At 46.6% G+C, this 25,547-nt stretch carries 22 protein-coding genes; 11 read left to right on the top strand and 11 right to left on the bottom strand.

Translation table 11 applies throughout. The features are described from left to right. Positions 1 to 274 precede the first annotated feature (274 nt). Positions 275 to 1,651 (bottom strand): DUF1517 domain-containing protein, encoded by a 1,377-nt coding sequence (locus QZ938_RS13020; RefSeq protein WP_293351766.1) that lies wholly within the window; start codon positions 1,649 to 1,651, stop codon positions 275 to 277. Between the two features lie 73 nt (positions 1,652 to 1,724). Beyond that, complete coding sequence (trmD, locus tag QZ938_RS13015; RefSeq protein WP_293154070.1) at positions 1,725 to 2,399, bottom strand: tRNA (guanosine(37)-N1)-methyltransferase TrmD; 675 nt, start codon at positions 2,397 to 2,399, stop codon at positions 1,725 to 1,727. Positions 2,400 to 2,721: 322 nt separating this feature from the next. On the opposite strand from trmD, the gene QZ938_RS13010 reads away from it, so the two are divergent. From QZ938_RS13010 to QZ938_RS12990, 5 genes are all read left to right on the top strand, one after another. Continuing rightward, the gene (locus QZ938_RS13010; protein WP_293154067.1) at positions 2,722 to 3,615 is read left to right on the top strand and encodes a cyanophycinase; all 894 of its coding nucleotides are present in this window, start codon (positions 2,722 to 2,724) and stop codon (positions 3,613 to 3,615) included. A 336-nt stretch (positions 3,616 to 3,951) separates the two neighbouring features. Further along, the gene (gene cphA, locus QZ938_RS13005; protein WP_293351767.1) at positions 3,952 to 6,672 is read left to right on the top strand and encodes a cyanophycin synthetase; all 2,721 of its coding nucleotides are present in this window, start codon (positions 3,952 to 3,954) and stop codon (positions 6,670 to 6,672) included. A gap of 244 nt (positions 6,673 to 6,916) precedes the next feature. Further along, positions 6,917 to 10,348 carry a DNA methyltransferase gene (locus QZ938_RS13000; RefSeq protein ID WP_293351769.1) on the top strand — a complete coding sequence of 1,144 codons (3,432 nt, stop codon included), beginning with the start codon at positions 6,917 to 6,919 and terminating at the stop codon, positions 10,346 to 10,348. A 50-nt stretch (positions 10,349 to 10,398) separates the two neighbouring features. Next, positions 10,399 to 10,626, top strand: a complete 228-nt coding sequence (locus tag QZ938_RS12995) for a DUF2281 domain-containing protein (RefSeq protein ID WP_293154055.1) — start codon at positions 10,399 to 10,401, stop codon at positions 10,624 to 10,626. Next, entirely contained in the window at positions 10,623 to 11,009 is a 387-nt protein-coding gene (locus QZ938_RS12990) for a type II toxin-antitoxin system VapC family toxin (RefSeq protein WP_293351771.1), read from the top strand. The genes QZ938_RS12995 and QZ938_RS12990 overlap by 4 nt, the downstream gene beginning before the upstream one ends. Before the next feature lie 474 nt (positions 11,010 to 11,483). On the opposite strand, the gene QZ938_RS12985 is transcribed toward QZ938_RS12990, so the two are convergent. The 4 genes from QZ938_RS12985 to QZ938_RS12970 all read right to left on the bottom strand — a co-directional run bounded on the left by QZ938_RS12985 (position 11,484) and on the right by QZ938_RS12970 (position 14,712). Then, positions 11,484 to 12,512 (bottom strand): nucleotidyl transferase AbiEii/AbiGii toxin family protein, encoded by a 1,029-nt coding sequence (locus tag QZ938_RS12985; RefSeq protein WP_293351773.1) that lies wholly within the window; start codon positions 12,510 to 12,512, stop codon positions 11,484 to 11,486. A gap of 30 nt (positions 12,513 to 12,542) precedes the next feature. Continuing rightward, a complete protein-coding gene (locus QZ938_RS12980; protein WP_293334149.1) occupies positions 12,543 to 12,917 on the bottom strand; it encodes a hypothetical protein in 375 nt (124 codons plus the stop codon). A gap of 68 nt (positions 12,918 to 12,985) precedes the next feature. Continuing rightward, positions 12,986 to 14,194 carry a precorrin-6y C5,15-methyltransferase (decarboxylating) subunit CbiE gene (gene cbiE / locus QZ938_RS12975; RefSeq protein WP_293351775.1) on the bottom strand — a complete coding sequence of 403 codons (1,209 nt, stop codon included), beginning with the start codon at positions 14,192 to 14,194 and terminating at the stop codon, positions 12,986 to 12,988. A 20-nt stretch (positions 14,195 to 14,214) separates the two neighbouring features. After that, positions 14,215 to 14,712: a GNAT family N-acetyltransferase gene (locus tag QZ938_RS12970; protein ID WP_293154035.1), complete on the bottom strand. Its 498-nt coding sequence runs from the start codon at positions 14,710 to 14,712 to the stop codon at positions 14,215 to 14,217. A gap of 242 nt (positions 14,713 to 14,954) precedes the next feature. Between QZ938_RS12970 and QZ938_RS12965 the strand changes: the two genes are divergently transcribed. Then, positions 14,955 to 15,695: a hypothetical protein gene (locus QZ938_RS12965; RefSeq protein ID WP_293351777.1), complete on the top strand. Its 741-nt coding sequence runs from the start codon at positions 14,955 to 14,957 to the stop codon at positions 15,693 to 15,695. Positions 15,696 to 16,306: 611 nt separating this feature from the next. On the opposite strand, the gene QZ938_RS12960 is transcribed toward QZ938_RS12965, so the two are convergent. Then, positions 16,307 to 18,067 (bottom strand): serine/threonine-protein kinase, encoded by a 1,761-nt coding sequence (locus tag QZ938_RS12960; RefSeq protein ID WP_293351779.1) that lies wholly within the window; start codon positions 18,065 to 18,067, stop codon positions 16,307 to 16,309. Between the two features lie 540 nt (positions 18,068 to 18,607). Here QZ938_RS12960 and QZ938_RS12955 point away from each other — a divergent pair. The 3 genes from QZ938_RS12955 (at position 18,608) to QZ938_RS12945 (ending at position 20,968) form a co-directional block, all read left to right on the top strand. Continuing rightward, entirely contained in the window at positions 18,608 to 20,038 is a 1,431-nt protein-coding gene (locus QZ938_RS12955; RefSeq protein WP_293154026.1) for a form I ribulose bisphosphate carboxylase large subunit, read from the top strand. A 135-nt stretch (positions 20,039 to 20,173) separates the two neighbouring features. Further along, on the top strand, positions 20,174 to 20,587 hold the full coding sequence (locus tag QZ938_RS12950) for a chaperonin family protein RbcX (protein ID WP_293154023.1): 414 nt from the start codon (positions 20,174 to 20,176) through the stop codon (positions 20,585 to 20,587). Between the two features lie 45 nt (positions 20,588 to 20,632). Then, positions 20,633 to 20,968, top strand: a complete 336-nt coding sequence (locus tag QZ938_RS12945) for a ribulose bisphosphate carboxylase small subunit (protein ID WP_293154020.1) — start codon at positions 20,633 to 20,635, stop codon at positions 20,966 to 20,968. Positions 20,969 to 21,285: 317 nt separating this feature from the next. Here QZ938_RS12945 and QZ938_RS12940 read toward each other — a convergent pair whose 3' ends face one another. Together QZ938_RS12940 and QZ938_RS12935 are read right to left on the bottom strand one after the other, a co-directional pair. Then, positions 21,286 to 21,888, bottom strand: a complete 603-nt coding sequence (locus QZ938_RS12940) for a Uma2 family endonuclease (protein WP_293351781.1) — start codon at positions 21,886 to 21,888, stop codon at positions 21,286 to 21,288. A 468-nt stretch (positions 21,889 to 22,356) separates the two neighbouring features. Continuing rightward, entirely contained in the window at positions 22,357 to 22,998 is a 642-nt protein-coding gene (locus QZ938_RS12935; RefSeq protein WP_293351783.1) for a restriction endonuclease subunit R, read from the bottom strand. A gap of 69 nt (positions 22,999 to 23,067) precedes the next feature. Here QZ938_RS12935 and QZ938_RS12930 point away from each other — a divergent pair, with 69 nt between their 5' ends. Next, positions 23,068 to 23,343, top strand: coding sequence for a hypothetical protein (locus QZ938_RS12930; RefSeq protein ID WP_293351785.1), 276 nt, complete (start codon positions 23,068 to 23,070; stop codon positions 23,341 to 23,343). A gap of 27 nt (positions 23,344 to 23,370) precedes the next feature. Here the strand turns inward: QZ938_RS12930 and QZ938_RS12925 are convergent, their stop codons facing one another. Together QZ938_RS12925 and QZ938_RS12920 are read right to left on the bottom strand one after the other, a co-directional pair. Further along, positions 23,371 to 23,604: a hypothetical protein gene (locus QZ938_RS12925; RefSeq protein ID WP_293351787.1), complete on the bottom strand. Its 234-nt coding sequence runs from the start codon at positions 23,602 to 23,604 to the stop codon at positions 23,371 to 23,373. Between the two features lie 9 nt (positions 23,605 to 23,613). Beyond that, entirely contained in the window at positions 23,614 to 24,846 is a 1,233-nt protein-coding gene (locus QZ938_RS12920; RefSeq protein ID WP_293351789.1) for a hypothetical protein, read from the bottom strand. A gap of 415 nt (positions 24,847 to 25,261) precedes the next feature. On the opposite strand from QZ938_RS12920, the gene QZ938_RS12915 reads away from it, so the two are divergent. Further along, positions 25,262 to 25,528: a hypothetical protein gene (locus QZ938_RS12915; protein ID WP_293154006.1), complete on the top strand. Its 267-nt coding sequence runs from the start codon at positions 25,262 to 25,264 to the stop codon at positions 25,526 to 25,528. Positions 25,529 to 25,547: the final 19 nt, after the last annotated feature.

Genomic DNA, 25,547 nt, shown 5'->3' with positions numbered 1-25,547 from the left:
AGGACTTCAGTCCGCAAAATCCAGGTTTGTAGTGAGGACTTCAGTCCGCAAAATCCAGGTTTGTAGTGAGGACTTCAGTCCGCAAAATCCAGGTTTGTAGTGAGGACTTCAGTCCGCAAAATCCAGGTTTGTAGTGAGGACTTCAGTCCGCAAAATCCAGGCTTGTACGAATTGACTATTTGCTCGTGAAATCCTAACAAATATCAACCAAAAGAGCGATCGCCCAAAACACCAAAAAATTGCCAAACTAAAACGCTAGCTGAGCCCTGGGTCGTCAAGCAACCCGAATCAAATCCGGATAAGCACCCAACAAATCATCGCCCGTCAAACTATCGGTTTCCTGCTGCGGACTCCAAATCACCTCTAAAACCAGTAGATTCTGGGCAGGAGTCGCCGCCGATTTTTCTAACACTGCTTTCAACTTCGCAACATCGCGAATGTCTCCAAACAGAGGTCGGCTATCCTCTGTTCCTATCAAAAACGTGACTGCAATATACTCTCCAGGCTCTTCGTCGCCAGCACTAACAGACTGTCTGTGACGGATATCGCCATTCACCATACTCAAAGTTTCCACACTTAATTTGCTGCGTTCTTGGATGGAAATTTGATTGAATATTTGCGTTGCTTTTTCTCGACTTTCGACTATCTGAGAATTCGCACAAACGTGAGTCCAATTTTCCAGATTCCTCAACACAATCAAGACAGATTCTTGCAAAAACTCCGCACGTTGACTCGCATTTGTTGTATCATAATTTAACGTCAATTCAGTTAACTGACTTGGGACTTCGCGAGCTTCTGCTAACATGGCAATTTGCAACTTAGTGACCGCAAAAATGTGTTTTTTAGATTTTTTCGCAGGGTCTTGTCGGTAATAGTAAATACAGTAAGCAATTAACGCAACACAACCTACAGCAACAAACAGCCAAAACACGACAAATTTCCAATCATCATCAGATTCCGAACTCGGAGGGCTATTCGAGTTATTATCAGTGGTAATTGGTGCTGGTGCATTGACGGCTGGTTGTTGCTCTGAACCGATATTTTGCTGACTGTTATCGAGAGTCTCTGAAGATGGCGAACTGGTATCGCTGTCGCCCGAATTATTGTCAGTGGTAACTGGTGCTGGATTACTTGCGGGCTGTTGGTTGGAACCTGTATTTTGTTGACCGTTACCGGAATTGTAAGGAACTATATAACTCGGCCCTGAATTATAGGTGCGCTGCTGGATAATTACAGTTCTGTTATTGCTAGATTGTGGCGGAATCGGAGGGTTAGGTGCGGCGACAGGTGCAGGTGCGGCGGGCTTGTCAAAAGAGCCGCTGCGAACTCTTCCCCCAGTGTTGCCGCTGTTGCTGGGGCGGCTGGGACTGGAACTAGCAGCACTATTCGATCGGCTGTTACTGGAAGTAGAAGAAGTAGAAGAAGTAGAAGAACTAGAACGGCTGGAACTGGAAGAAGAACTGGAAGAAGAACTAGAAGAACTCGATCGCCCGCCACTACTTCCTCCACTGCTGCCACCGCTGCTTCTGGCCAAAGCTTCCTGGTTAATATTTAACCATTTGCCACCGCTGCTGGGAGTTAAATTTAGAGTAACTTCACCCGCGAGGAAAAAGGCGATCGCCCAACAGCACAAAAGTTGATTTTTCAGCATAAATTCTCTGGGAAAAAATCAGAAGTGTTAAATCAAAAATGTCAACAGCCCACAGCCCACAGCCTACAGTTAATTAATCCGCTAGCAAATCCGGGCGGCGCGATCGAGTTCTTTCAATTTGCTGTTCTTTGCGCCAGCGAGCAATTTCTGCGTGATTACCAGATAGCAACACGTCGGGCACCTTCAATCCCCGAAAATCGGCCGGCCGAGTGTACTGCGGATAGTCCAAAAGTCCGTCTTCAAAACTCTCAAATTTCAGCGAATCTTCCTTCGCCACAGTTCCCCGCAACAATCGCAAAACCCCATTAATCAAAGCCAAGGCCGGAATTTCGCCCCCGGTGAGCACAAAATCGCCTAGAGACACCTCGCGAGTTACCAAGTGCAGCACTCGATCGTCCACACCCTCATAATGACCGCAAATCAACACCAACTGATCGCGCCCGGTGGCGAACTCCCGAAACATCGGCTGCTGCATCGGTTCGCCCTGGGGAGTCAGCAAAATCACCTCCCGCCTCGGCAAAACCGGTAGCGATTCCACCGCAGCAAAAATTGGTTCCGGCTTCATCAGCATCCCCACTCCGCCCCCGTAAGGTTCGTCATCGACTCGCTGGTGCTTGTCTGTGGTAAAATGGCGGGGATTGACAAAATTTACCTCAGCAATATTTTTAGCTAAGGCTTTGCCCATGAGTCCCGACGCTAGGGGAGCCAGGAAAAATTCTGGAAACAGGGTAACAACGTCAAATCGCACAATTATTGGAATTTATTGATACATCACCTCTAGTTTGACCCGGAGAGGCCGATCGGTTTTCAGTAATTGCTTTATTCTTTATAATTTCTTATAATTTCTGAGAATTTTTGCCACTTAAATTCTCTTCCTTTGTCCGCGAGCCGATTTTGTACAACAATCATCTGTTCTCAGGACGGTGACTTTTGTAAAATCGCCCTTAAACAACTGCGCGATCGCGCGATGGCACCTTACTCGCACCAAAAAATATTTACTCTTAAAAAGCCCCATTGTACTCACAGGCACGGCAAAATTTAATTTCACATCTCACAGAGGAAGACACACCATGCAGCAGTTGACATCTCAAGCCCTAGAACACAATCTTTCCCAGCGCACGAAAACCTCGATTATGGTCATCGGAGGAGCCGAAGACAAGGTTCACGGGCGAGAGATTCTGAATACCTTTTTTTGCCGTGCTGGGGGTACAAACGCTCGGCTGGCGATCGTTCCCTGCGCTTCCCGAGATCCCGAAGGAATTAGCAACCGCTATCGCACCATATTTGACGAAATGGGCGTGAGCGCCGTCAAAGTCATTGACATCCGCGAACGCGAACAAGGCGAAAACCCCGTCTGGAAAGATTACTTGGAAGACTGTACGGGCGTATTCATCACAGGTGGCGACCAACTGCGGCTCTGCGGGCTGCTGGCGGACACTCCGCTGATGGAAAAAATTCGCGAATATACTCTGGAAGGGAAGATTACCCTCGCCGGTACCAGTGCGGGTGCTGCGGTGATGGGATATCACATGATTGCAGGTGGCGGAAGCGGCGCGTCACCCAACCGCTCTTTGGTAGACATGGCAAATGGACTTAACATTATTCCCGATATCATCGTAGACCAGCATTTTCACAACCGCAACCGCATGGCTCGCTTGTTGTCGGCTGTTGCTTGCCATCCCGATCGCATCGCTATTGGTATTGACGAAGATACCTGCGCTTTGTTTGAGGGAGACGATACTATGAAGGTTCTAGGTAAAGGCACGGTGACTATTGTTGATTCTAGGGATAATTTTTATACCAACGAGGCAATGGTAGCAGCGACTGAACCCTTAAGTCTGTTCAATATGCGCTTGCACGTCTTGTGTCACGGAGATTGCTACAATATGCCCCTAGGCAAACCAATGCCATCGGCAGCCTGTTCCGAGTCTGGCTGGCCTTTGGAATGCCGCACAGCAAACTAACGCAGAATATCAGAGTCATCGATCGGGCAGAAAGTATGCGGCATTTGGGCCCAATCAAAGATACAACAGAAGGATGTATTCCAAAGCAGCGACGGGCTGACACCAGAAGGTAGAATCACAGTCTTATTCTACCTTCTGGCTTCTAGTTTCTGCCCTTGACCTGTACTTGTTTCTAGCCGATCGCTGGGGCATTAATTTTCTTTCGCTGGCTGCCTATAACTGGAAATTCAATGCAAAACTGTTCGCAGCGAACAGTCGATCGAGCAATCTAGCTCCAAATTGAATAAATGCTGCAATTACCTATAAGATTTAGCGACCCATACCCCTCTGAAAGTCATGAAAATACTTAAAATCCAGACGTTACGCGGCCCCAACTACTGGAGCATCAGACGCCACAAACTCGTCCTCATGCGTCTGGATTTAGAGGAGTTGGCAGATAAAACCACATCTGAAATTCCTGGCTTCTACGAAGGGTTGACCGCCACACTCCCGAGTTTGGACGACCATCACTGTTCGCCCGGCCATCAGGGAGGCTTCCTGCAACGGGTCAGAGAAGGCACAATGATGGGACACGTCATCGAACACGTAGCCCTAGAACTTCAGGAAATGGCAGGAATGCCGGTCGGGTTTGGTCGCACCCGCGAGACTGCTACCCCAGGCATTTACCAAGTAGTAATCGAGTATCAAAACGAACAAGCAGGTCGCTATGCCACCCGGGCGGGCGTGCGGATGTGCCAGAGCATTGCCGATACTGGAAGCTATCCAGCAGCGGAATTAGCCCAAGATTTGAGAGATCTCAGAGAGTTTGCTTTGTCGGCGGCCCTGGGCCCGAGTACCGAAACACTGATCAAGGAAGCAGAAGCGCGGGGCATTCCCTGGATACCTTTGAGCGCCCGGTTTATGATTCAGCTCGGTTACGGGGTGCACCAAAAGCGGATTCAGGCAACTCTCAGCAACCGCACGGGAGTTTTGGGGGTAGAACTAGCCTGCGATAAGGAAGGTACCAAAAATATCCTCGGGGCTGCTGGCGTACCGGTTCCCAGAGGGACGGTGATTAATTATTTAGACGAACTGGAAGGAGCAATAGAAGATGTGGGCGGTTATCCGATCGTCCTCAAACCGCTAGACGGCAACCACGGCCGCGGAATTACGATCGACATCAACTCCTGGGAAGTAGCAGAAGAAGCCTACGATTTAGCCAGCAATGCCTCAAAAACCAAGAGTGTGATTGTCGAGCGCTACTACACCGGGCGCGACCACAGAGTATTAGTAGTCAACGGACAAGTCGTAGCAGTCGCCGAACGAGTCCCCGCTAACGTTGTGGGAGATGGCAAGTCTACAGTAGAACAGCTCGTTGAAGAAGTAAACCGCGATCCGCAGCGGGGAGACGGACACGACAACGTGCTCACCCGAATTACGATCGACAAATTGACCCTCGATTTGCTGCAAAAACAAGGCTACGCGATGGACTCGGTATTGCCGGCCGGCGAAAGAGTATTCTTGCGCGCGACAGCAAACCTCAGTACCGGTGGCATTGCAGTCGATCGCACCGACGAAATTCACCCCGAAAACGTCTGGCTATTTTCCCGAGTCGCCAAAATCATCGGTTTAGACATCGCCGGCATTGACGTAGTAACAGACGATATTTCCGTACCGCTGCGCGATGTCAACGGCGTCATCGTCGAAGTCAACGCAGCACCCGGTTTCAGAATGCACGTCGCCCCGAGCCAGGGTTTGCCCCGCAACGTCGCCGGCGCAGTATTCGATATGCTGTTCCCCTCGCCTCAACCCACCCGAGTGCCGATTTTAGCGGTGACGGGAACCAACGGTAAAACTACAACCACTCGCCTGCTGGCCCACATCGTCAAGCAAACCGGTCAAATTACCGGCTACACGACTACCGACGGCACTTACATCGGCGAATATTTAGTCGAAAGCGGAGATAATACCGGGCCGCAAAGCGCTCATTTGATTTTGTCCGATCCCACCGTGGAAGTGGCGGTGCTGGAAACGGCTAGAGGCGGAATTTTGCGATCGGGCTTGGGCTTCGATCAGTGCGATGTCGGCGTCGTCTTGAACGTCGCGGCGGATCACTTGGGAATCGGCGACATCGACACCGTGGAACAATTAGCCAAACTCAAGAGCGTCCTCGTCGAGTCAGTAATGCCCAAAGGCTATGCAGTTTTGAATGCAGACGACCCGCTAGTATCACAGATGGCGCAGCGTGTCAAGGCTCAAATTGCATATTTTTCAATGAACCCAGACAACGAATTGGTTGCCAAACACACCGCTGCGGGCGGGCTGGCAGCAATTTACGAAAACGGCTATTTGTCGATCCTCAAAGGCGATTGGACGCTGAGAATTGAGCAGGCTGTGAACGTACCGCTGACGATGGGCGGGCGCGCGCCGTTTATGATTGCCAATGCTTTAGCGGCTTGTTTGGCGGCTTTTGCTCAGGGAGTGAAAATAGAAGATATTAGGACTGCTTTGTCAAGCTTCCAAGCATCGGTTGGCCAAACTCCCGGACGGATGAACCTGTTTAATTTGGGCAGCTATCACGCCTTGCTGGACTACGCCCACAACCCTCACAGCTACAAAGCTTTGGGCAGTTTCGTGCAGAATTGGGAAGGAATGCGGATCGGGGTAGTTTGTGCTCCTGGAGACAGACGAGATGAGGATTTTGTGACGTTGGGTAGACTTTCGGCCGAAATGTTCGATCGCATTATTGTCAAAGAAGATCTGGATCGGCGCGGGCGAGAACCCGGTGTTGTAGCCAAGTTCATTTGTCAGGGGATTGCAGAGGCAATTTCCGAACGAACAGCCGATCGATCTAAAGTTGAATACGAATTGATTCTCGACGAAACCATTGCGGTTAACAAGGCTTTAGACGAAGCACCGGCTGGCAGTTTGGTAGTGATTTTACCTGAAGGTGTCACAAAAGCTCTGAAGCTAATTGAGGCACGGAAACCGATTCAGGAATCTGTGGAAGTTCAAAATAGTTTAGTTAAATCGAAGTCACAGGAAAGTTTAAAACCGACTGCTGTGAATCAAGGCTAAATTCTGAAGTTTGATTTCATTATTAATAGGTTGGGTTTACTTATGTTAAACCCAACCTATTTTTTTTAAATTTAGAATTAGAGAATTTCATAATTTCCTTGTGAACTCGTTTCCGGTTGCATCGGAATGGTTTAACCGCAGAGAACACAGAGGACACAGAGGGAGAGAATAGAGAGATGAATACAGGACGATGCTACCAGATTTGATATGATTATTCCTATAAAACCAGCAGCAGGATTGAAACATGAATGAAGCCGATCGCACCAGAGTCGAAACATTCATCACGCGCTGGACAGGTTCTAGCGGCAATGAACGCGCAAACTACCAGTTATTTTTTGCGGAAATGTCCGATGCGCTGGGAGTCGATCGCCCAATGGATAAAGGTAGAATTCCCAACGATCCCTACTGCTTTGACAAAGATCTCAAAATCTTTCATCCCAGTGGCAAAGTAACTCCGGGGTTTGTGGATTTTTACAAAGCCGAACATTTTTTAATCGAAGCTAAACAGGGCGGAACGACAAGTAACAAGGGAACGGCAAAGCGGGGGACAAATACCTATTTGCGAGAGATGGAAAAAGCCTTTGTACAAGCAGTTGCTTATACGCGCAATCTCAGCAGCAAACCGCCGTTTTTGTTAACTTGCGACATTGGCGATCATTTTGAATTGTGGATGGGTTTTAGCGGCGATTATGGCGGCTATGGGGCGCGGCGAGAAATTGGATTAGCCGAGTTGCAAAAAGCTGATGTATTCGATTTGTTTGTCGATATATTTAGCAATCCGCAGCAGCGCAATCCAGAGAAGATTGCAGCGCGGGTGACGCGGGAAGTGGCGGCGGATTTGGCCGAGTTGGCGAAGCGGATGGAGGCGAATGTCGATCCGCAGCAAGTCGCCCAGTTTTTGATGCGCTGTATTTTCACCATGTTTGCTGAGGATGTGGGGTTACTGAAGGAACATCTGTTTACCCAGGCGCTGGAAACGCGATGGATTCTCAATCCAAAGATGTTTAAACCGGAGGTAGAGGCACTGTGGGTGGCGATGAATGAGGGGACAAGTTTTGGCTTTCACGGCCAACTGTTGCGGTTTAATGGCGGATTGTTTGCCGAATCCCAGGCGTTTGCGTTGACAAAGGCGCAGTTGGAAGTGTTGTTACAGGCGGCGAAGCGGGATTGGTGTAATGTGGAACCTGCGATTTTTGGGACTTTGTTGGAAAGGGCGCTGGATTCTAGGGAGAGGAGTAAGTTGGGGGCGCATTATACGCCGCGATCGTATGTGGAACGGTTGGTAAAGCCTGTGGTGATGGAACCTTTGGGCGATCGCTGGATTGCGGTACAAGCGGAGGTTAAACAGTTGCTGAACGCAGGGGAATCGGAACCGACTGCGAATCAAAGGAAAAAGGCGATCGCAGTTTTAGAGGCATTTCTGACGGAGTTACAACAGGTGAAGATTCTCGATCCGGCGTGCGGATCGGGGAATTTCTTGTACGTGACATTGGATTTGTTGAAGGGGTTGGAGTCGGAGGTGTTGCGGCGCTTGGAGGATGTTACCGGCGCGGCGCAGTTGCGGTTGGATATTGCCCAAGTTAATCCGAGTCAGTTTTTGGGAATTGAGATTAATCCGAGGGCGGCGGCGATCGCGGATTTGGTGATTTGGATTGGGTATTTGCAGTGGCATTTTCGGCGGTTTGGCGACATTCCGCCGATCGAGCCTGTGTTGCGGGAGTACAACAATATTGAATGCCGGGATGCGGTGTTGGCCTATGATGCGATCGAACCAGATGTTGATGCGGCGGGGAAAGTGCGAAGTCGTTGGGGCGGACGGATGATGAAAAGTCCGGTGACGGGAGAAGATATTCCCGATCCGACAAACCAAGTAACAATTTATCGGTATTTGAATGCAAGGGCGGCAGAATGGCCAGAGGCGGATTATATTGTGTCGAATCCGCCGTTTATTGGATCAAAAAGAATGCGTGAAATGTTAGGTGATACCTATGTAGATGCTTTACAAAAAGCCTGGTCTAATGTTCCTCAAGCTAGTGATTATGTCATGTGGTGGTGGAATCACTCTGCCGATCTGACTCGCAATGGAGCAGTGAAACGTTTTGGAATGATTACAACTAACACCATTAAGCAAACTTTTGTACGTCGTATTGTCGAAGAAAAGCTTAAATCCGATCCATCGATATCATTAATTTTTGCAGTTCCTGACCACCCTTGGGTTGATTCTAAAGATGGTGCAGCAGTTCGGATTGCTATGACCGCTGGGCAGCATGATAAATCTCTTGGGAAACTAATGAGCGTTATACAAGAATTTAGCGATTCTGATGAAACTGACGATTTAGTTTGTCAGACCACAACAAAAATAGGTGCAATCAATTCAGATTTATCTATTGGTACTGATCTAACTTTAACCAAATCTCTCAACTCCAATAAATCTCTTTGCTCGGTTGGAATGAAGACTATAGGATCTGCCTTTCAGGTCTCTAAAGATAAAGCAATTGAACTAGGGCTAGGAAGAGATGAAAACCTAAATGATTATATACGTCCTTATCTTAATGGGCGCGACATTGTTCAGAGTTCTAGAGGAATTTATGTAATAGATCTTTTTGGTGTATCTTTAGATAAACTGAAATTAGAATTTCCCAACTTATATCAATATCTTTTAGATTTTGCTAAGCCTGAGCGCGATCAAAATCGGAATAAAGTATTTAGGGAATTCTGGTGGGTTATCGGTCATCCAAGACCTCAATTTCGAGAATCAACTAATGGTTTACATCGATATATAGCGATTCCTGAAACTACAAAACATCAATCTTTTAGTTTTATTAAAAATGATATTTTACCTGATAGCACTTTAGTAACATTCGCCCTTGAAGATGCTTATTTCCTAGGAGTTCTTTCTAGTCGAGTTCATGTTACTTGGTCACTGGCAGCAGGTGGAAGATTGGGTGTTGGAAACGATCCGCGCTACAACAAAACCGTTTGCTTCGACCCCTTCCCCTTTCCCACTCCAACCGACCCCCAAAAACAAACCATCCGAGAACTCGGAGAACGCCTCGACAGCCACCGCAAACGAGTCCAAGCCACTCACCCCGAAGTCACCATCACCGGGATGTACAACCTCGTCGAAAAACTCCGCAAAGCCGAACCCCTCGACGACAAAGACAAAGCCTTCAACCAAAAAGCCCTAGTCTCCACACTCAAACAAATCCACGACGAACTCGATAGCGCCGTCTTTGTCGCCTATGGTTGGGAAGCAACCCTCACCGACGACCAAATCCTCGAAAACCTCGTCACCCTCAACGCCCAACGCGCCGAAGAAGAACGCAACGGACTCATTCGCTGGCTGCGTCCCGACTACCAAGCCCCCGGCGAAACCTACATCCAACCATCCCTTGCAGGTATCATAACCGAAACCGAAATCGCCGTCATTCCTACCGAACAACAACCTTTCCCCAAAACCCTGAAAGAGCAACTTTTCGCCATCCGCGACTTATTTCGCACCCAAAGCGGCGAATGGACAGTAGCCCAAGTTACCGCCCATTTCAAAGCAGCCAGCCGCAAACAAAAAGTGATTCTCGACTGTCTAGAAAGCCTGGAAGATTTGGGGATTTTGCTCAGTCATGCGGAAAATGGGATGATATTCTGGCATTTGGCGGAAGTTGGAAGCGATCGGTAAGTTTTGCTTTGTGATTGTTATCATAATTTTATCCAGCAAGAGGCGATCTAATGCTAGAAACCACAATCCTAGAAACCTTAGTCAAATTACCAGATTCCCTGAAACAGGAAGTGCTGCACTATGTAGAATTCTTAGCAGCAAAATATGCAAATAATGAGGTGGCCGTAAATCCTCCTCAAAAGAAACGTCTAGCAGGGATGATGAAAGGCACGTTTGTCTTACCCCTTGCTGATGATTTTGATGCACCATTAGAGGATTTCCAGGAGTATATGGAATGAGTGCATTGCTCCTCGATACTCACACTTTTATTTGGTTTTCAGAAAATGCTCCTAACCTATCAGTTGCATTGAAAGAGCAGATTGAATCCGCCGATAGAGTCTATTTGAGTATTGCCAGTCTTTGGGAAATTGCCATCAAAATCAGCATTGGTAAACTGACACTGCAAGCAGACTATGCAGACATCGAAGCTCAGTTACCTGCTGCTGGCATCTTGTTACTGCCAATTTCATTTGCGGATACTGTACGGGTTCGCAACCTACCATTCCATCATCGCGATCCATTCGATCGCATTTTAATTGCCCAATCCATTAATCATTCTTTAGTTTTAGTCAGCCGTGATGAAATGTTTGATGCTTATGCTGTTCAAAGATTATGGGAATAAACTAGATTTTTATCGCCAATGGCATTGACCCGATCGATTGTAAAAGATTAAAATAAATTATAGAGTTACGGTCAAAAGTTTTCCAGGCCTCCCGAACAACTTCTCTTACAATACTGGCGCGAACTTGCCCCCGCCGATCGCGCAAAAGTCCTTCAGTTTACCCAAGCTCTAGCGCTCAAATCTTCACCAGAATTTACCCCCAAAACACAACTCGGTCAAACCCTGTGGAAACTTCGCCAACGGGCGATCGCCAACGGTATGAAACTCCTCAATGAAGTGGAGTTAGAGCAAGAAATTGCCGATCGTCGAGGTGGCTGCGGTGTCCGGTAAACTAACTTATCTGGATTCAGGTGTTTTAAATCGATTACCCACGATCGATAAGGTTTGTAGTGAGGACTTTAGTCCTTGACAGAAGAAGGACTAAAGTCCTCACTACAAACCAGTTTGATCGTGGTCGATCGACCGGACACGATCTTACGAGAAAGAGCCAGGGAACGAGGAAATAGTCTCCCTAAATGTCCTGACTGTGATTTTCCTACCTAAATCCTGAGCTAATAAATCGATACCGTCAATAACTCGCTCTGGTTCTGCAATACTTAAAATATCATAGCATTTTTCCCGATAATCGGGACGCTCTTGGAAATACTGAATCGCTCGATTTAGCGGTTTCATAACTTGATAAGCTGCTTCAGCTTTGTCGATCGCCTCTTGGGGAATCGGACTCGCTAACCTTTGAATTGCCAAGTCGATTAAATCTCTAGAGTTTACCAGATCGCTCGGCCATCGATCGGCATTTGCTAACAGTTTTTCTGCTATACTATCGATTTGATTCAAGCAAGGAACAGGCGACCAATTAGGATAATTTGGTTCGCCAAACTGAATTCGCCCTTCACAAACCATCTCGAATTTAATGGTAGTGCCATCCACAATAACTGGAAATCTGATGCCGTATTGGTTTGATTGAATATCGTTGGGGAGAAAAATGCCCTCGCGATTAGCAAATATCGCATCATAGCCTGCTTCTGCCACTTTTCGGCGCAGGAGATTGTAGCCGCCATCCATCGGACACATAAAGTCAATATCCCGGCTTAACCGATATTCCCCATGTTCCATACTTATCAGGGTTCCGCCACCAAAATAAGCGCGACATTCCTGCAAAAACTCGACATTCAAGTGGCTGAGTACAGTTAATATTTTTTGATGAATTTCGCGCTTAAACATTAGTTGCAAATTTACCCGTTTTTCTGTTTTTTGTGGCTGGCAAATGCTTAATAGTTCCGCTACCAGCCAAGATTGATAGTGTTGGCTAATTTGTTGAATAAAAATTAGTTCCTCAGAGTTGGGTTCTCCCAAAACTCCCCAATAATGCCAGCCAGATTCGTAGCGACATAGCATTTCCGGGAAAGTCAGATTTTTGACATTAGCAATTTGCCAGCAGATAGCCTCAAGAAATGGCATTTTTGCTGGGATTTTAAATGCGGTTGCTATTTCTTTATCGTTCATCTTCTTTGCAAAACTCCTTCTCTATTCCATTTACAAATACTCCAACACCAGCAGCCGCAAATAGTCTAGCATTCGGATGTACGATCGCATTTGAAGATAGCCCGATCGCGTCTCATCATAAAACTGAGCGATCGCAGAACGATCGAACACCCTAAGCTGATGTAAAGAAGCGATCGCTTCATCACGATCCTCAACCCCTTGACTACCCTGAATCTGACTAGCATAACCGCGAATACTGACTGTCACTAACTCCAGCTCCTCCAGAAACGAAAACTCTTCCTCGGAACCAAGATAGCTCTGAGCTATCTCTTTGCGCTCTGATTTAGTGTTTTGATAGTCAACCGTCAACTGTGCCAAAAGCTGCACAATAATATCTTGCTGAATCGCTAACTTATAATGATTCATCTCTCTCATCTCTTCCTCTGTGTTCTCTGCGCTCTCTGCGGTTAAATATTCCTATTTAATCATCGGAATTACCCCTTAACAACCGCCCACTGAGTCACCGGTGCAAGCGGCTTCCAACCTTGAAAAGAACCGATCGCCCCCAGCCGCTGAATCCCAATTCTAATCAGTTCCCCACCGTGCAAAGAATGCCACTGCAAAACCTTAAATTCGCTTTCAACAGTTACCGCATTCACAACCAATCGCCCGCCCTCACCTAAAGCATTCCAACAACTTTCTAGCAAAGCCTCTGCGGTGACACCACCACCGATGAAAATAGCGTCTGGTTGAGGCAAATTTGCTAAACCATCCGGTGCTTCTCCCGCGATAATTTTGAGTTCGGGAACACCCAAATTAGAGGCGTTTTCAGCGATGTATTGCAGTCGAGTTGGATGGCGCTCGATCGCGATCGCCCGACAACCCCGATGACTCCGCATCCACTCAATCGCGATCGAACCGCAGCCCGCCCCCACATCCCACAGCAACTCCCCCGGAATCGGCGCTAACGCCGACAGCGTAACGGCTCTAACCTCCCGTTTCGTCAACTGTCCATCGTGGCGATAGGCTGCATCCGGTAAGCCGGAGGTGCGGGAAACAATCAGAGTTTCGCGATCGGCTGTAACGGCAATGGCGATCGCATTCAAATCGGCTAAATCCGTCGCATTCCAAGCTGCTGCAACCCCCTCGATCCGCCGTTCCCCCTCCCCTCCCATCCGCTCGAACACGGTCATCAAACTGCTACCAAACCCCCGCTGTGTCAACAATTGGGCAACCTTTCCCGGCGTGTGTCGATCGGCACTCAACACCAGCAATCGGGCTCCCGGATACAGAGAAAGTGCGATCGAGGCGATCGGGCGATTGGTTAAACTGAAAGTTTCAACATCCGCCAACGGCCAACCCAAACGGGCGCAAGCCAGACTAAAAGCGGATGCTGCGGGAATCACAGTCATTTCCGAAATCGGAATCCGGCGCGACAGCGTGACACCAATCCCGTGACACATCGGATCGCCACTTGCGAGCACGCAAACAGACTCTGGGCGACGGCTGATGATGCTGTCAACTGTTGTTTGTAATGGTGAAGCCCAAACTAATTTTTCGCGGGTGTCGTCGGTTGGTAGCATTGCGAGGTGACGGGCGCCACCGACAATGATTTTAGATCGATCGAGTAACGAAAGGGCGATCGCGCTTAATCCCGAAAGTCCGTCTTCGCCAATTCCCACCACCGAAAGCCATTTGTGCATTGCGCCCTGACTGCTAATTACTACTTATCGATTCTAAAGAATAATATGGGATTTTCATTGACAATCCTTTCTTCTACTTGTCTCATCCCGAGTCTGGCTGCTAATTTGCATGATTCAATGTTTGGGCGATCGCAACTTGCAACCAGATAATCTAATCCAAGTCCATCAAAACCATACTCTAATATTTTGGTGGATGCTTCAGTAGCGTAGCCTTTTTTAATAGCTTTCGGCAACAGCGCATAAACCAACTGCGGCTGCGGTTCCTCAAAAAAATACCACAACCCCACAAATCCAATAACTTCGCGATCGCTCTTTCTCTCGATAAACCACAAGCCGAATTTCTTTTCTCCAAACAGTTGTTCGTTCTGTTCGATCATTTCTTCCACTGGATCTAGCGACCAAATTTGACCGTCGCACAAATATCTCCTGACATAGGAATCGGTAAAAATGGCGTGCAGCTTGTTGAGATCGTTCTCTACAATCGGTGTCAAAATCAATCTATCAGTTTCAAGTATCATTGGACTTCTATTTGTCAACAGTTCGCAAACTTATAAAACCTGATTCACCAAATATCTAGTCTACCATGATATTATATCCGATCGATTAACCATACAGTGCGATCTAGAAGCTCGCACTAGACAATATCGAAATTTTAATATATTTTATCGAACCCTATGCCAATTTTGTTTTTGGCATACAGAAATAGATCGATCGCCCTTAGAGGCAAGTAACTTTTGAGGAAAGTGCGATCGAAAGAACAATGAGAGACTGGCATCAGTTTGATCGAAAACAAAAAATAATCACCGTCGGCTATGGAACCGCAGTCGCGTTAGTATTAGTAGCGATTGGTTGTACCGCGTGGGATGCGATCGTGGTGACGGCAGGCATCTTTAAAACCACTCTCGGTATCTTTAAAACAACTCCTTGTCTGGCTTACAAATTTGAAGATGTCAACCCTTTAATTTCAGGTAAAAACGTTAAACTAAAAATTGGGGAAGGCAGCGGTTCCGATTGCGGAGTATCAGAACTCGCATCGTTTGGAAAACCAGCAGTTTGGTCATCACAAGATACCAAAGTTATCCAACTTTCCCAAGATGGAACTGTGACGGGTATTGCGCCGGGAAAGTTTACCGTGTTGGCAAAAACAGGACAAAAAACACTCTTGATGTCTGGTGTTGTTTATCCGCCAGATTGGGATGTTCGGATTCAGCCAGAAGTGGCGACAGTGCGCGTGGGCGATCGCATTACCTTTGAAATGATCGCCTCTGATTCAAAAGGCAATTTGCTACCCCCATTAACTTTCGGGCTGCGGACTCCAGATTATCAGGAACCGGGGCCTAGTGCGCCAACCAAGCCTCCGAATTCGCGGCCGTTACTCGATCGCACCTTTCATCATATGGGCGCGCAACCGGGCACGTTTCGAGCGCTGCGCCCCGGAAAGATTGCGATTGCGGGTAAAATGGGCGATCGTACAAAATCAGCCCAATTAACTATCAAATAAAATAACCAGTTTTGTTGCTATTTTATGAATCTACGCGATCGCATAATTTTGACAGTTGCTGCTTATATAGCCTTTCTCAAAAAGATGAGGTATGACTGAGAACTTACATAACCATCCAGACTAGAGGGCCCAAGCCCAACAACGTACCTCATCTTTCTGAGAACCGCTATATACACCAATACGGTTTACTTAGAATAGTCCGAAGAGAGGAACGAAGCAATCTCCGTATCTATTTATCATAGGGTTTTACCCTCAGGGCGGTATACCAGTAAACCGTATTGGATTATAAGCTGTCTAGCCTCTAAATTGTAGATTTTGGGGCGGGCTAGAAGCCTTTCTCAAAAAGATGAGGTATGACTGGCAGGTTGTATAACCGCTGAAACCAAGAGGGCCCAAGCCCAACAACGTACCTCATCTTTGTGAGAACCGCTATAAGCCTACCCCACAAGAGTTTTAAAACCCGGAGATTCCTCGTAGCCGAGAGAGGGCGGGCACGGGGGCACCGCCCCTACGATGGGGGGACAAGAGCCTTCTCAAAGTTCCCCTTTCTAAGGGGGATTTAGGGGGATCTGAATTTGAGGTGAAATGTTGAATATTTAATTAGTTAATTCCTACTTCCAACCCAACCACCTTAACAAAGGCACAACTAAATAATGACTGACTCCCAAACAAAGCCCGATCGCACTTCCCAACAAACCAAAAAATGCAATTGAACTCCCAATCTGCAACCAGCCGAAGGAAGCACCAGACGACAGATCCAAAATCCCTAAGAAACTCCCTGGAAAAATGCTCAAAGCATTCAAAAACAGAAACATTCCCGTCGAACAACCAGCCACCACCAAAGCGTGCGCTAATTGGTGACTCCGCAAACCCATGCCGATCGTTAAAGTGGCGATCGCAAATGCCCCCAAAATAATCCCCTGCACGCCGCTAAAAGCAGTCGCTTCCATCCAGCACAAACTCGCTAACAAATAGCCCTGAGCACCCATCAATCCCGACAGCCAATACTGTTTTTGCTGGCGAAAACTCCCCGCATCCGTCAAACCTATCGCAGTGCCCCAGCCCGCAAAAGCAAACAAGAGCACTTCCGGGCCGACATCAAAACTCATATAAGGAATTAATTGGTGCAAACCTTCATTCAAAAAATTCGCAAATTCCGGGCCAATAGGCGAAGCATAGGCCAAAACCAAACCGCCGATCGCCCCTGCACTTCCGCCAACCCCACCGAGCACCATTTCCCAGCCCGTATCTAGAGAAGCTACTACAATTTGGGCGATCGCACCGAACACCAAAACTGTCAAACTTGCCGTTTTTTGCGCCGTCGCTACCACTACTTGCCGGCAAACTTCCACAATAGCTTGACTGACAGGCGCTAACGCAATTTTGCCCTTACTCTTAGCATAAATATCCTGCAAGCGCGATCGAACATCCGACGCCGAAGCCGGACGCTGCTTTATATTCGATCGCACCATATCATCTAACAAATTCGCAAAAGCTGGACTCACAGACACAATATGTCGCCACCGCAACTCCCCCGTCATCGGATCTTCAATTTCGGCCGGATACTTCCCCGTCAGCAAATGAATGCAAGTCCGCCCCAGCGCATAAAAATCCGTCGCCGGTACCACACCGCCGCCCACAATTTGTTCCGGCGGGCTGTACCCAGGCGAAATCAACCGCGTCGAAGAAGGAGAATCTTTCCCCGCCGGTTCCCCACCGCCCATCTGTTTAACTCCCCCAAAGTCGATCGCCACCAACTGCAAACCGCCCAAACCCTTGCTCAGCAACACTTGGGGCGACTCCGGGTCTCGCAGCATCAAATTGGAGGGTTTAATGTCGCGGTGAATAATCTGACACCGATGCAACTCTTCTAAAATTTGCACAGCTTGACTCAGCCAGCTAAACACCCATTCCTGCGGGCATCCCTGAGGGTGATCTTCGAGAATTTCTTCTAAAGTTTTGCCGTGAATCTTTTCCATTACCAAACAAGGCAAGCGCCTCCCTGTGGCATTTCCATCCGCACCTCCGAAATTTTGGGTTTGCACGTGAAAATAACCGTCCGGCTCAACTCTTGGAACGCCAGGGTGCCGCAAAATAGCCAAAACCCAAGCTTCTTGCTCGAACAGTTTTAGCGCTTTCGGAGAAGTTTCGAGCAACAATTTCAGGACGCGCTCGGTTTGAGTTTCTGCGTCCCAAACTGTGTAGATAGCTGCAAAACCCCCAGTACCGAGCCCTTGTAGAGGTATGTAGCGATTTTTTAGCCGCAGCGGAGTCCCGCAACTCTGACAAAAATTGTTGCCCCAAGTCTGAGGGTAAGGCCTTGGGCAATCTGGATTGATGCAGTGGACGGCTTGTGAAGGGGGGTGAGGCACAACCAGAGTAAAGATGGGACTAGATATCCATAGTAGACTTACGTGCAGCTAACGCAGAAACCCGGTTTGCCGCACAAGTCCTGTCCATATTATGTGCTATGCTGCCGACTTTTAGGTACGTTGTTGGGCTTCAGCCCTCTTTACATATATTAGAAGAGGGCTAAAGCCCAACAACGTACCTTTGGAGTTCTATAAGTATTTATAACTAATTTTTTCCTACCCTCAACCCAAAATTTAATATCTAAAATTTAATCGATCTCCACCATGATTTAAGTATTTATGACTAATTTTTTCTCCTTCTCCAATCTAAAATCTAAAATTTAAAATCTAAAATCTCATCGATCCCCAACCCTTAGCCCTGCATCCTTCGCCACTTTTGTTTGATAAGATATGTTACATAAAATTTCCTAATGTAAAGCTAAATAAACAATACTTATGATGATTAAAAGAATATTAAAATTGCAGTGCGCCACTTTATTGATATATTTCTAAGAGCCTGCGATCGGGCAAAAAAATTAAGCGAATACTAGGAAGCGAGATATGGCTTACGCGCAAACCCAAACTCAATCAAAGGCTGGGTATAAAGCCGGAGTTCAAGACTATAAACTAACGTATTACACACCGGACTACACGCCGAAAGATACAGATATTTTGGCAGCATTCCGCGTCACACCTCAGCCAGGAGTTCCCCCAGAAGAAGCTGGAGCTGCTGTGGCCGCTGAATCTTCCACCGGTACATGGACAACTGTGTGGACTGACCTCCTGACCGACCTCGACCGCTACAAAGGTCGCTGCTACGACATCGAGCCAGTTCCCGGTGAAGACAACCAATACATCTGCTTCATCGCTTATCCTTTGGATTTGTTTGAAGAAGGTTCCGTCACCAACTTGCTGACCTCTTTGGTCGGTAACGTGTTCGGTTTCAAAGCTCTGCGCGCTCTCCGTTTAGAAGACTTGCGGATTCCCATTGCTTACCTGAAAACATTCCAAGGCCCTCCTCACGGTATTACCGTTGAGCGCGACAAATTGAACAAGTACGGCCGTCCTTTGCTGGGTTGTACAATTAAGCCCAAATTGGGTCTGTCTGCTAAGAACTACGGCCGTGCCGTTTACGAAGTTCTGCGCGGCGGTTTGGACTTCACCAAAGACGACGAAAACATCAACTCGCAACCATTCATGCGTTGGCGCGATCGTTTCTTGTTCGTTCAAGAAGCTATTGAAAAAGCTCAAGCAGAAACCGGCGAAGTCAAGGGTCACTACTTAAACGTAACCGCCCCTACCTTTGAAGAAATGATGGAACGGGCTGAATTCGCCAAAGAAATCAAAACCCCCATCATCATGCACGACTACCTAACCGGTGGTTTCACTGCAAACACCAGCTTGGCCAAATGGTGCCGTCGCAACGGTATTCTGTTGCACATTCACCGCGCCATGCACGCCGTGATCGATCGTCAAAAAAACCACGGTATCCACTTCCGCGTGCTTGCCAAGTGCTTGCGGATGTCCGGCGGCGACCACCTGCACTCCGGTACAGTTGTGGGCAAACTCGAAGGCGAAAAAGGCATCACGATGGGCTTCGTAGACTTGATGCGCGAAGACCACATCGAAGAAGACCGCAGCCGCGGTATTTACTTCACCCAAGATTGGGCCTCCATGCCTGGTGTCATGCCAGTTGCATCCGGTGGTATCCACATCTGGCACATGCCAGCCTTGGTTGAAATCTTCGGCGACGACTCCTGCTTGCAGTTCGGCGGCGGCACCTTGGGCCACCCTTGGGGTAACGCACCTGGTGCAGCAGCTAACCGTGTTGCTTTGGAAGCTTGCGTCCAAGCACGTAACGAAGGCCGCAACCTGATGCGCGAAGGCGGAGACATCATTCGCGAAGCTTGCAAATGGAGCCCTGAACTGGCTGTTGCTTGCGAACTCTGGAAAGAAATCAAGTTTGAGTTCGAGGCAATGGATACCGTTTGATGATTTTTGGTTAGAGATTTTAGGTTTTAGGTCGCAAACTTGCTGTTAAGTCTTTATCTTTGAAGAAGATTTACAAGTAAGTTTGCATCCAAAATCTAAAATTCAAAACCTAAAATTTGAGGGAGCTGGGGTCAAATGGATCTCAAACAAGTTGCGAAAGACACCGCTAAGGTGCTGGCAAGTTACCTAACCTATCAATCCGTGCGGATTGTTGTAGCTCAGTTGAGCGAAACCAATCCTCCTCTGGCAATCTGGCTGAATGACTTTTCCACCAAGGGCAAAATCCAAGATGGAGAAGCTTACATTGAGGAACTGCTGAGGGAAAATCAAGATTTAGGATTTCGGATCATGACTGTGCGAGAGTATCTGGCTCACGATGTGACGGAATTTTTGCCAGAAATGGTTTGTACTGGCATTCAACAGGCGAATATGGAACACAGACGCCAGCATTTGGAGCGAATTACGCAGCTTAATTGGTCTGTGGCTAGCAGCAATCCTGAAACATCCTCAATAGATTCTGAACCGAATCTGGATAATTTGTCGAGTTAATCGATCGAGAAGTGCGATCGAACACACACCTTAGAGATACAAAAAATGAAGACTTTACCTAAAGAGCGTCGTTACGAAACTCTGTCATATTTGCCCCCGCTGACAGACGCCCAAATTGCCAAGCAACTGCAATACATCTTGGATCAAGGCTACATTCCCGGCGTAGAATTCAACGAAACCTCTGCCGCCGAAATGCGCTACTGGACATTGTGGAAGTTGCCTTTGTTTGGTGCTCGCAGCGTCCAAGAAATCATGACTGAAGTTCAAGCTTGCCGCTCTGAAAACCCCACCTGCTACATCCGCGTCATGGGTTTTGACAACGTGAAGCAGTGCCAAGTGCTGAGCTTCATCGTGCACAAGCCAAACACCAGAGGCTACTAAAAAGTATTGGCTGGCTAATCTAACTTTTAGATTAACAGTCATTGCAGATTTGAGGCGGGGAATATTCCCTGCCTCTTTTTTTTGTATAGCAACCGCCACTATAGCAATCCTAAATGAGTCGTAAATTTTTGACCCCACCCCAACCCTCCCCATGAATCAGGGGAGGGAGTAAGAAATTCAAAAATGATTTAGGATTGCTATATCAAACGCGGACATAAATAGCCTCATGAATAGAACCCTGAACCCTTGCTTCATAAACGGTTTTGATTCCGGTACTATTCTATTCATAACTGTCAACTGTTATCTAACAATCTAAATCACCAGATTTTTGCCATCCGCAAGACAAATCCTGGTAACTCCGGATCGCCGCTCACTGTTTCAGGATTATCCAAGATTTCAGCTTCTCGATCGGGACGGTAGATGTAGACTTTTCGGTTTTTGCGATCGATCAACAATCCGAGTGATACACCGTTATCAATATATTCTTGCATCTTTTTTTGCAATCCCTTGAGAGTGTCACTAGAAGACCGCAATTCAATCACAAAGTCTGGACAAATTGGTGCAAATGAGGCTTTTTGTTCTTCAGTTAAGGCATTCCAGCGCTCTAGTTTAATCCATGAGCTATCGGGGGAACGGGTTGCTCCATTGGGCAAGGTAAAGCCTGCACTGGAGTCAAACGTTTCACCGGTGCCATCTTCTTCTGCCCAGTTCGCAAGTTGCTGAAAAATCTTACCGTTTCGATTACCTGTATCTGAAAAGGCTGGTGACATAATGATAACTTCCCCAGTGGCAGTACGTTCAATTCTCAAATCGCGATTAACTAGACAGAATTCATAGAACTGTTCAACAGTCATCGATTCGATCGCAGGGAGATTGACCGTCATTGGGACGCTTTGGGTTTGAATTAGCAGCGTCGTCATGATTTTTCCTCATTTGGTGTAGGCGTGACAGAATACCTTGAGCTTACCCGATCTTAGCTTGGCGATCGAAAGTTTTAGTCGATCGGGGAGTATTGTTTAACGACTTAAAATGATTTACAATCAGAGAGCGAGATCGTCCTGCTGGCACTGCAAAAGAAACGAATCTATAGCAATCCTATCTGATTTTCAAGGTACGACTACCTCTCGTCTTCCTAAACTCATTTTATAGCAAAGGTTTCAGAATTTCCCGAGCTTGAAAATGATTTATGATTGCTATATAGCAGTTGACATTTGACAGTTGGCAGCAATTACCAATTACCAATTATCAATGATCTCAGGTTCGGTCGATTACCATAATAAAAAAGGTTTGTAGTGAGGACTAAAGTCCTTACAATCGAAGGACTTTAGTCCTCACTACAAACATTATAGATCGCGCGTCGCTAATTGATAGGACATGATATCCTTCGGCTATAGCTTGCAAATAGCTTTTAAAACTTGCAACAACAAAATTGAAGGTTCGGGTTCCATCAAAGTCAGAAATGGCATTAGCTGATAGGTTGGGGGGTTTCCTCTGCGGATATTGACAAACTGATAAAACTCTCCGCTAGTTGCCAATCCCCAGACAGACTCTTGATATTCTAAACTTTTACAGGCGTAAGTTAGAAGTTGGGGCAAACCGGCACGGGGAGCAATTAGACTGTTTTTAGATTCTATTACTAAAATCCAAAATCCTATATCAGTCGCGATTTGTTTCTCTTTATTGATTGCTAAAATGTCAAATCTGCCTGTAATCGTTGTGTCTTCCTCTTCTATAGTTATGTTAGCAATGTCTTGTTCTAGACTCATCTTGATTGGGCGGCGGTAAAACCCAGCCAATCGCATTAAAGGAAAGGTAGTCAGAGCTTGTACGAGTCCTTCAGAGACTCTTTCAACAGAGAGGTACTCGCGAAAATCGTTGCGGATTTGTACGAGTTCTAGCTGTTCTATCTCTGTTAAGGATTCTAATGATAAAAAGGTTGTGTACGTATCGTTATTAAGCTGTTCTTGGAATTTCAAAAATTGATTGACTTCACCGAGCGTTATATTTTTGGCGTTAATAGTTGTTGTCATATTTTGATATGTCTTTAAGTTTTAGCTATAATTGTAACATAGACATTCGGGTAATCAAGTAGCAAAATCATGACTCCCAAACAAGCACGAGAATTATCTATCCGTTTAAAACTTCCTGAATTAGTAGGAACTGCCTTAGAGATTCAGCAAGCAGAAATCATTAGAGCAGAAAAACTTCAACAAGTTCCCTTTTTCGAGGCTGAGTGGGAAATGTTTATGACTGAAATTGAGAATAAAGATTACTATGACAACTCTCTCCAGCTACTAAAACAAAATAATGTTGCTGAATTTTGGATAAAATACCGGGAATTAGATTTTTGGCAACTCCTAAAGCTTGTTCAGTAAAGTTGCACATTCACCATTTAATTTATTTTAATCTATCCTCTCCATCACAATACAGTCAACAATTTCGTATCCCCAATTATAGTGTTTATTTGCAAGTTGCTTTGCCATGTCATATTCACCTAAATAACACAGTTCAGCTAACTTTTGATATCCTTCCTCTTTCTCTTGCTGTCCTCTTTCCCAGCGCAGCCTTTTTCTTTCTGCTTCTGAGAGAGAAGGTCTTTCTAAACCAAATACATCTATTTCGCTAATTCGTTGCATGGTTGCCTCCTAAAAAGGAATTGATTCTACGATCTCACCGTCAACTATTTCGTAGCCCCATTCTGGATGTTCGGTGATTTGTTTTTCAATCATACTCCGACCCATCGCAGTTTTGTAAGCTTTTTGCAAAAGTTCAATACTGGGAGCTTCAACAACTGAATCTGACTCTTTTTCCTTACTTTCCTGTTGTTCTACTAAAGTTCTGGGGGAAAGGGTGTTAGCAGTCGATGGTGTGAGGGAAATTTGAGGTGCGATAGCTTCCAGTTTCTTCATGACACTTTCTTTTGTAAATTGAGGTTTTTCTGTAAAGGAAGGTGGCATATAAGGTGTCTGCACTCCTAGATTTTTGGCTTTGAGGGCATCATCAGCAATACGATCGCACTTTCGCAAAAAACCCTCCCACAAATCCTTACCCAAAACCGGATTTCTCAAATCAGCGCGGGCTTTAGATACCGCTGCTTCCAGCGGTTCGCCCTTGTGCACGTAATACTGAATTCGCTCCTCCTCAAACGCCGGATAAGGCACTTCCGGCTCAATTTCCCACTCCCGCTTAACTTTCTGACTTTCTCCTAAAGGAATTCCCGCGATAAACTCGTCCCAAAAAGTCGAAGTTAAGCCCTTTGTCATGCTATCAATAATTTTAAAAGCCCATCCCGAAGGATTACCAAACCATAAGTTATGCTGTCTGGCATATTCTTCTAAAGCTCGTTGAAAGTTATGCAGTTCTTCTTGGGAATTCCAAGGCCCGCTAAATCGGTAATTGGGATTGACTGCAACCGCTATTTGCTGGCGGGGTTGCCCGAAAAACTTGTCTGTTTTAACTGTACGCTCTGGGGGGTAAGTTTCGGCTACTATTTCTACAGGAACATTGTTGTTTTCGCGGCTTGTTTGTGTTATACTATTCCCGGAATCAGGTATCAACAAGTTATTAACTTTTTCTTCAAAAGCGTCAATATCCGCCCAAAGTTCCAGAGTGTTGAGATTTGTGGATTTTTGCTTCAGGAGCGATCGCACTTTCAGCAGCCGTATCGCTAATTCCTGTTCTTCGCGATTTAAACCAGTAGCTTTTTCAATTTCGCTGCTGTTAGTTTTCACCCATTCGCCGGAGTTAGACTGTTGTGTTTGCCATTGCAATAATTGGCACAGAAAAATGCTCGCTGCGACTCCCCCAGTAATTTTGCCTAGTGTCGGATAGTAGATGGCGGGATTTCCTAGATTTCCTAAAAATATTCCTATTTTCATTTTTATATCCCTAATTCCGTTGAATCGTAATACCAATTTAATGGGTCGTTGCACATATCTCGATCCCCCTCGCATCCCCCTTAAGAAGGGGGACTTTGAGAATAATCTTGTCCCCCCCTCTTATTAAGGGGGAGTAGGGGGCAAGCTAAGGGGGATCGGATTCTATGCAGCCTCATAAAAAATTGGTATAAGGTAGAGCTACAAGCACCTTACCCTTGAATTTTAGGGCGCGTACTGCCCACCGAGAGTTCCACTCAAGTAGCATCAAAAAACTTAAGATTTTCTTTAAGCTTCTGTCTATTCCTGACTGAATGGAGTTTCTAGAGGAAAGACGGGGATCGCATATTCGATCGCCTGATTGACAGAACCGAGTTAAACGTAATAATAAATTATTTACTGTACATTTCCCCCCAAAATGAATTCAGAACGTCAAGAGGCTTATTTGAACTTGATCGAGCGAGTGCTTACCTGTCCCAACGGCCAGGAACCAGAGGTTTTAAGTTCCTGTTCCGATTTAATAGATGCGGGATTTGTGCAGATGCTAATCCAGATATCAGCTTCAATGGCCCGGGAAGGTGACGAAGATACTGCTAATTTTTTAGTGCAACTTGCTCGCTTGCTGGGGAAATCTTTGGGTTTGTCACCGGATGTCGTGCCTGCGGGCTACAGCCGCGCACAGTAGTAGATAAGCGTAGCTATCT

It is taken from the genome of Microcoleus sp. CAWBG27, from assembly GCF_020883145.1.
Taxonomy (GTDB): domain Bacteria; phylum Cyanobacteriota; class Cyanobacteriia; order Cyanobacteriales; family Microcoleaceae; genus Microcoleus.
Note: the sequence above shows the minus strand (reverse complement) of the source record. Positions and strands in the feature narration are given on the sequence as shown.

Excerpts from the sequence above, each read along its gene's own strand:
- QZ938_RS13020 (WP_293351766.1), bottom strand. The coding sequence starts at position 1,651 with ATGCTGAAAAATCAACTTTTGTGCTGTTGGGCGATCGCCTTTTTCCTC.
- QZ938_RS13010 (WP_293154067.1), top strand. The coding sequence starts at position 2,722 with ATGCAGCAGTTGACATCTCAAGCCCTAGAACACAATCTTTCCCAGCGC.
- cphA (WP_293351767.1), top strand. The coding sequence starts at position 3,952 with ATGAAAATACTTAAAATCCAGACGTTACGCGGCCCCAACTACTGGAGC.
- QZ938_RS13000 (WP_293351769.1), top strand. The coding sequence starts at position 6,917 with ATGAATGAAGCCGATCGCACCAGAGTCGAAACATTCATCACGCGCTGG.
- QZ938_RS12995 (WP_293154055.1), top strand. The coding sequence starts at position 10,399 with ATGCTAGAAACCACAATCCTAGAAACCTTAGTCAAATTACCAGATTCC.
- QZ938_RS12990 (WP_293351771.1), top strand. The coding sequence starts at position 10,623 with ATGAGTGCATTGCTCCTCGATACTCACACTTTTATTTGGTTTTCAGAA.
- QZ938_RS12985 (WP_293351773.1), bottom strand. The coding sequence starts at position 12,512 with ATGAACGATAAAGAAATAGCAACCGCATTTAAAATCCCAGCAAAAATG.
- QZ938_RS12980 (WP_293334149.1), bottom strand. The coding sequence starts at position 12,917 with ATGAATCATTATAAGTTAGCGATTCAGCAAGATATTATTGTGCAGCTT.
- cbiE (WP_293351775.1), bottom strand. The coding sequence starts at position 14,194 with ATGCACAAATGGCTTTCGGTGGTGGGAATTGGCGAAGACGGACTTTCG.
- QZ938_RS12970 (WP_293154035.1), bottom strand. The coding sequence starts at position 14,712 with ATGATACTTGAAACTGATAGATTGATTTTGACACCGATTGTAGAGAAC.
- QZ938_RS12965 (WP_293351777.1), top strand. The coding sequence starts at position 14,955 with ATGAGAGACTGGCATCAGTTTGATCGAAAACAAAAAATAATCACCGTC.
- QZ938_RS12955 (WP_293154026.1), top strand. The coding sequence starts at position 18,608 with ATGGCTTACGCGCAAACCCAAACTCAATCAAAGGCTGGGTATAAAGCC.
- QZ938_RS12950 (WP_293154023.1), top strand. The coding sequence starts at position 20,174 with ATGGATCTCAAACAAGTTGCGAAAGACACCGCTAAGGTGCTGGCAAGT.
- QZ938_RS12945 (WP_293154020.1), top strand. The coding sequence starts at position 20,633 with ATGAAGACTTTACCTAAAGAGCGTCGTTACGAAACTCTGTCATATTTG.
- QZ938_RS12940 (WP_293351781.1), bottom strand. The coding sequence starts at position 21,888 with ATGACGACGCTGCTAATTCAAACCCAAAGCGTCCCAATGACGGTCAAT.
- QZ938_RS12935 (WP_293351783.1), bottom strand. The coding sequence starts at position 22,998 with ATGACAACAACTATTAACGCCAAAAATATAACGCTCGGTGAAGTCAAT.
- QZ938_RS12930 (WP_293351785.1), top strand. The coding sequence starts at position 23,068 with ATGACTCCCAAACAAGCACGAGAATTATCTATCCGTTTAAAACTTCCT.
- QZ938_RS12925 (WP_293351787.1), bottom strand. The coding sequence starts at position 23,604 with ATGCAACGAATTAGCGAAATAGATGTATTTGGTTTAGAAAGACCTTCT.
- QZ938_RS12920 (WP_293351789.1), bottom strand. The coding sequence starts at position 24,846 with ATGAAAATAGGAATATTTTTAGGAAATCTAGGAAATCCCGCCATCTAC.
- QZ938_RS12915 (WP_293154006.1), top strand. The coding sequence starts at position 25,262 with ATGAATTCAGAACGTCAAGAGGCTTATTTGAACTTGATCGAGCGAGTG.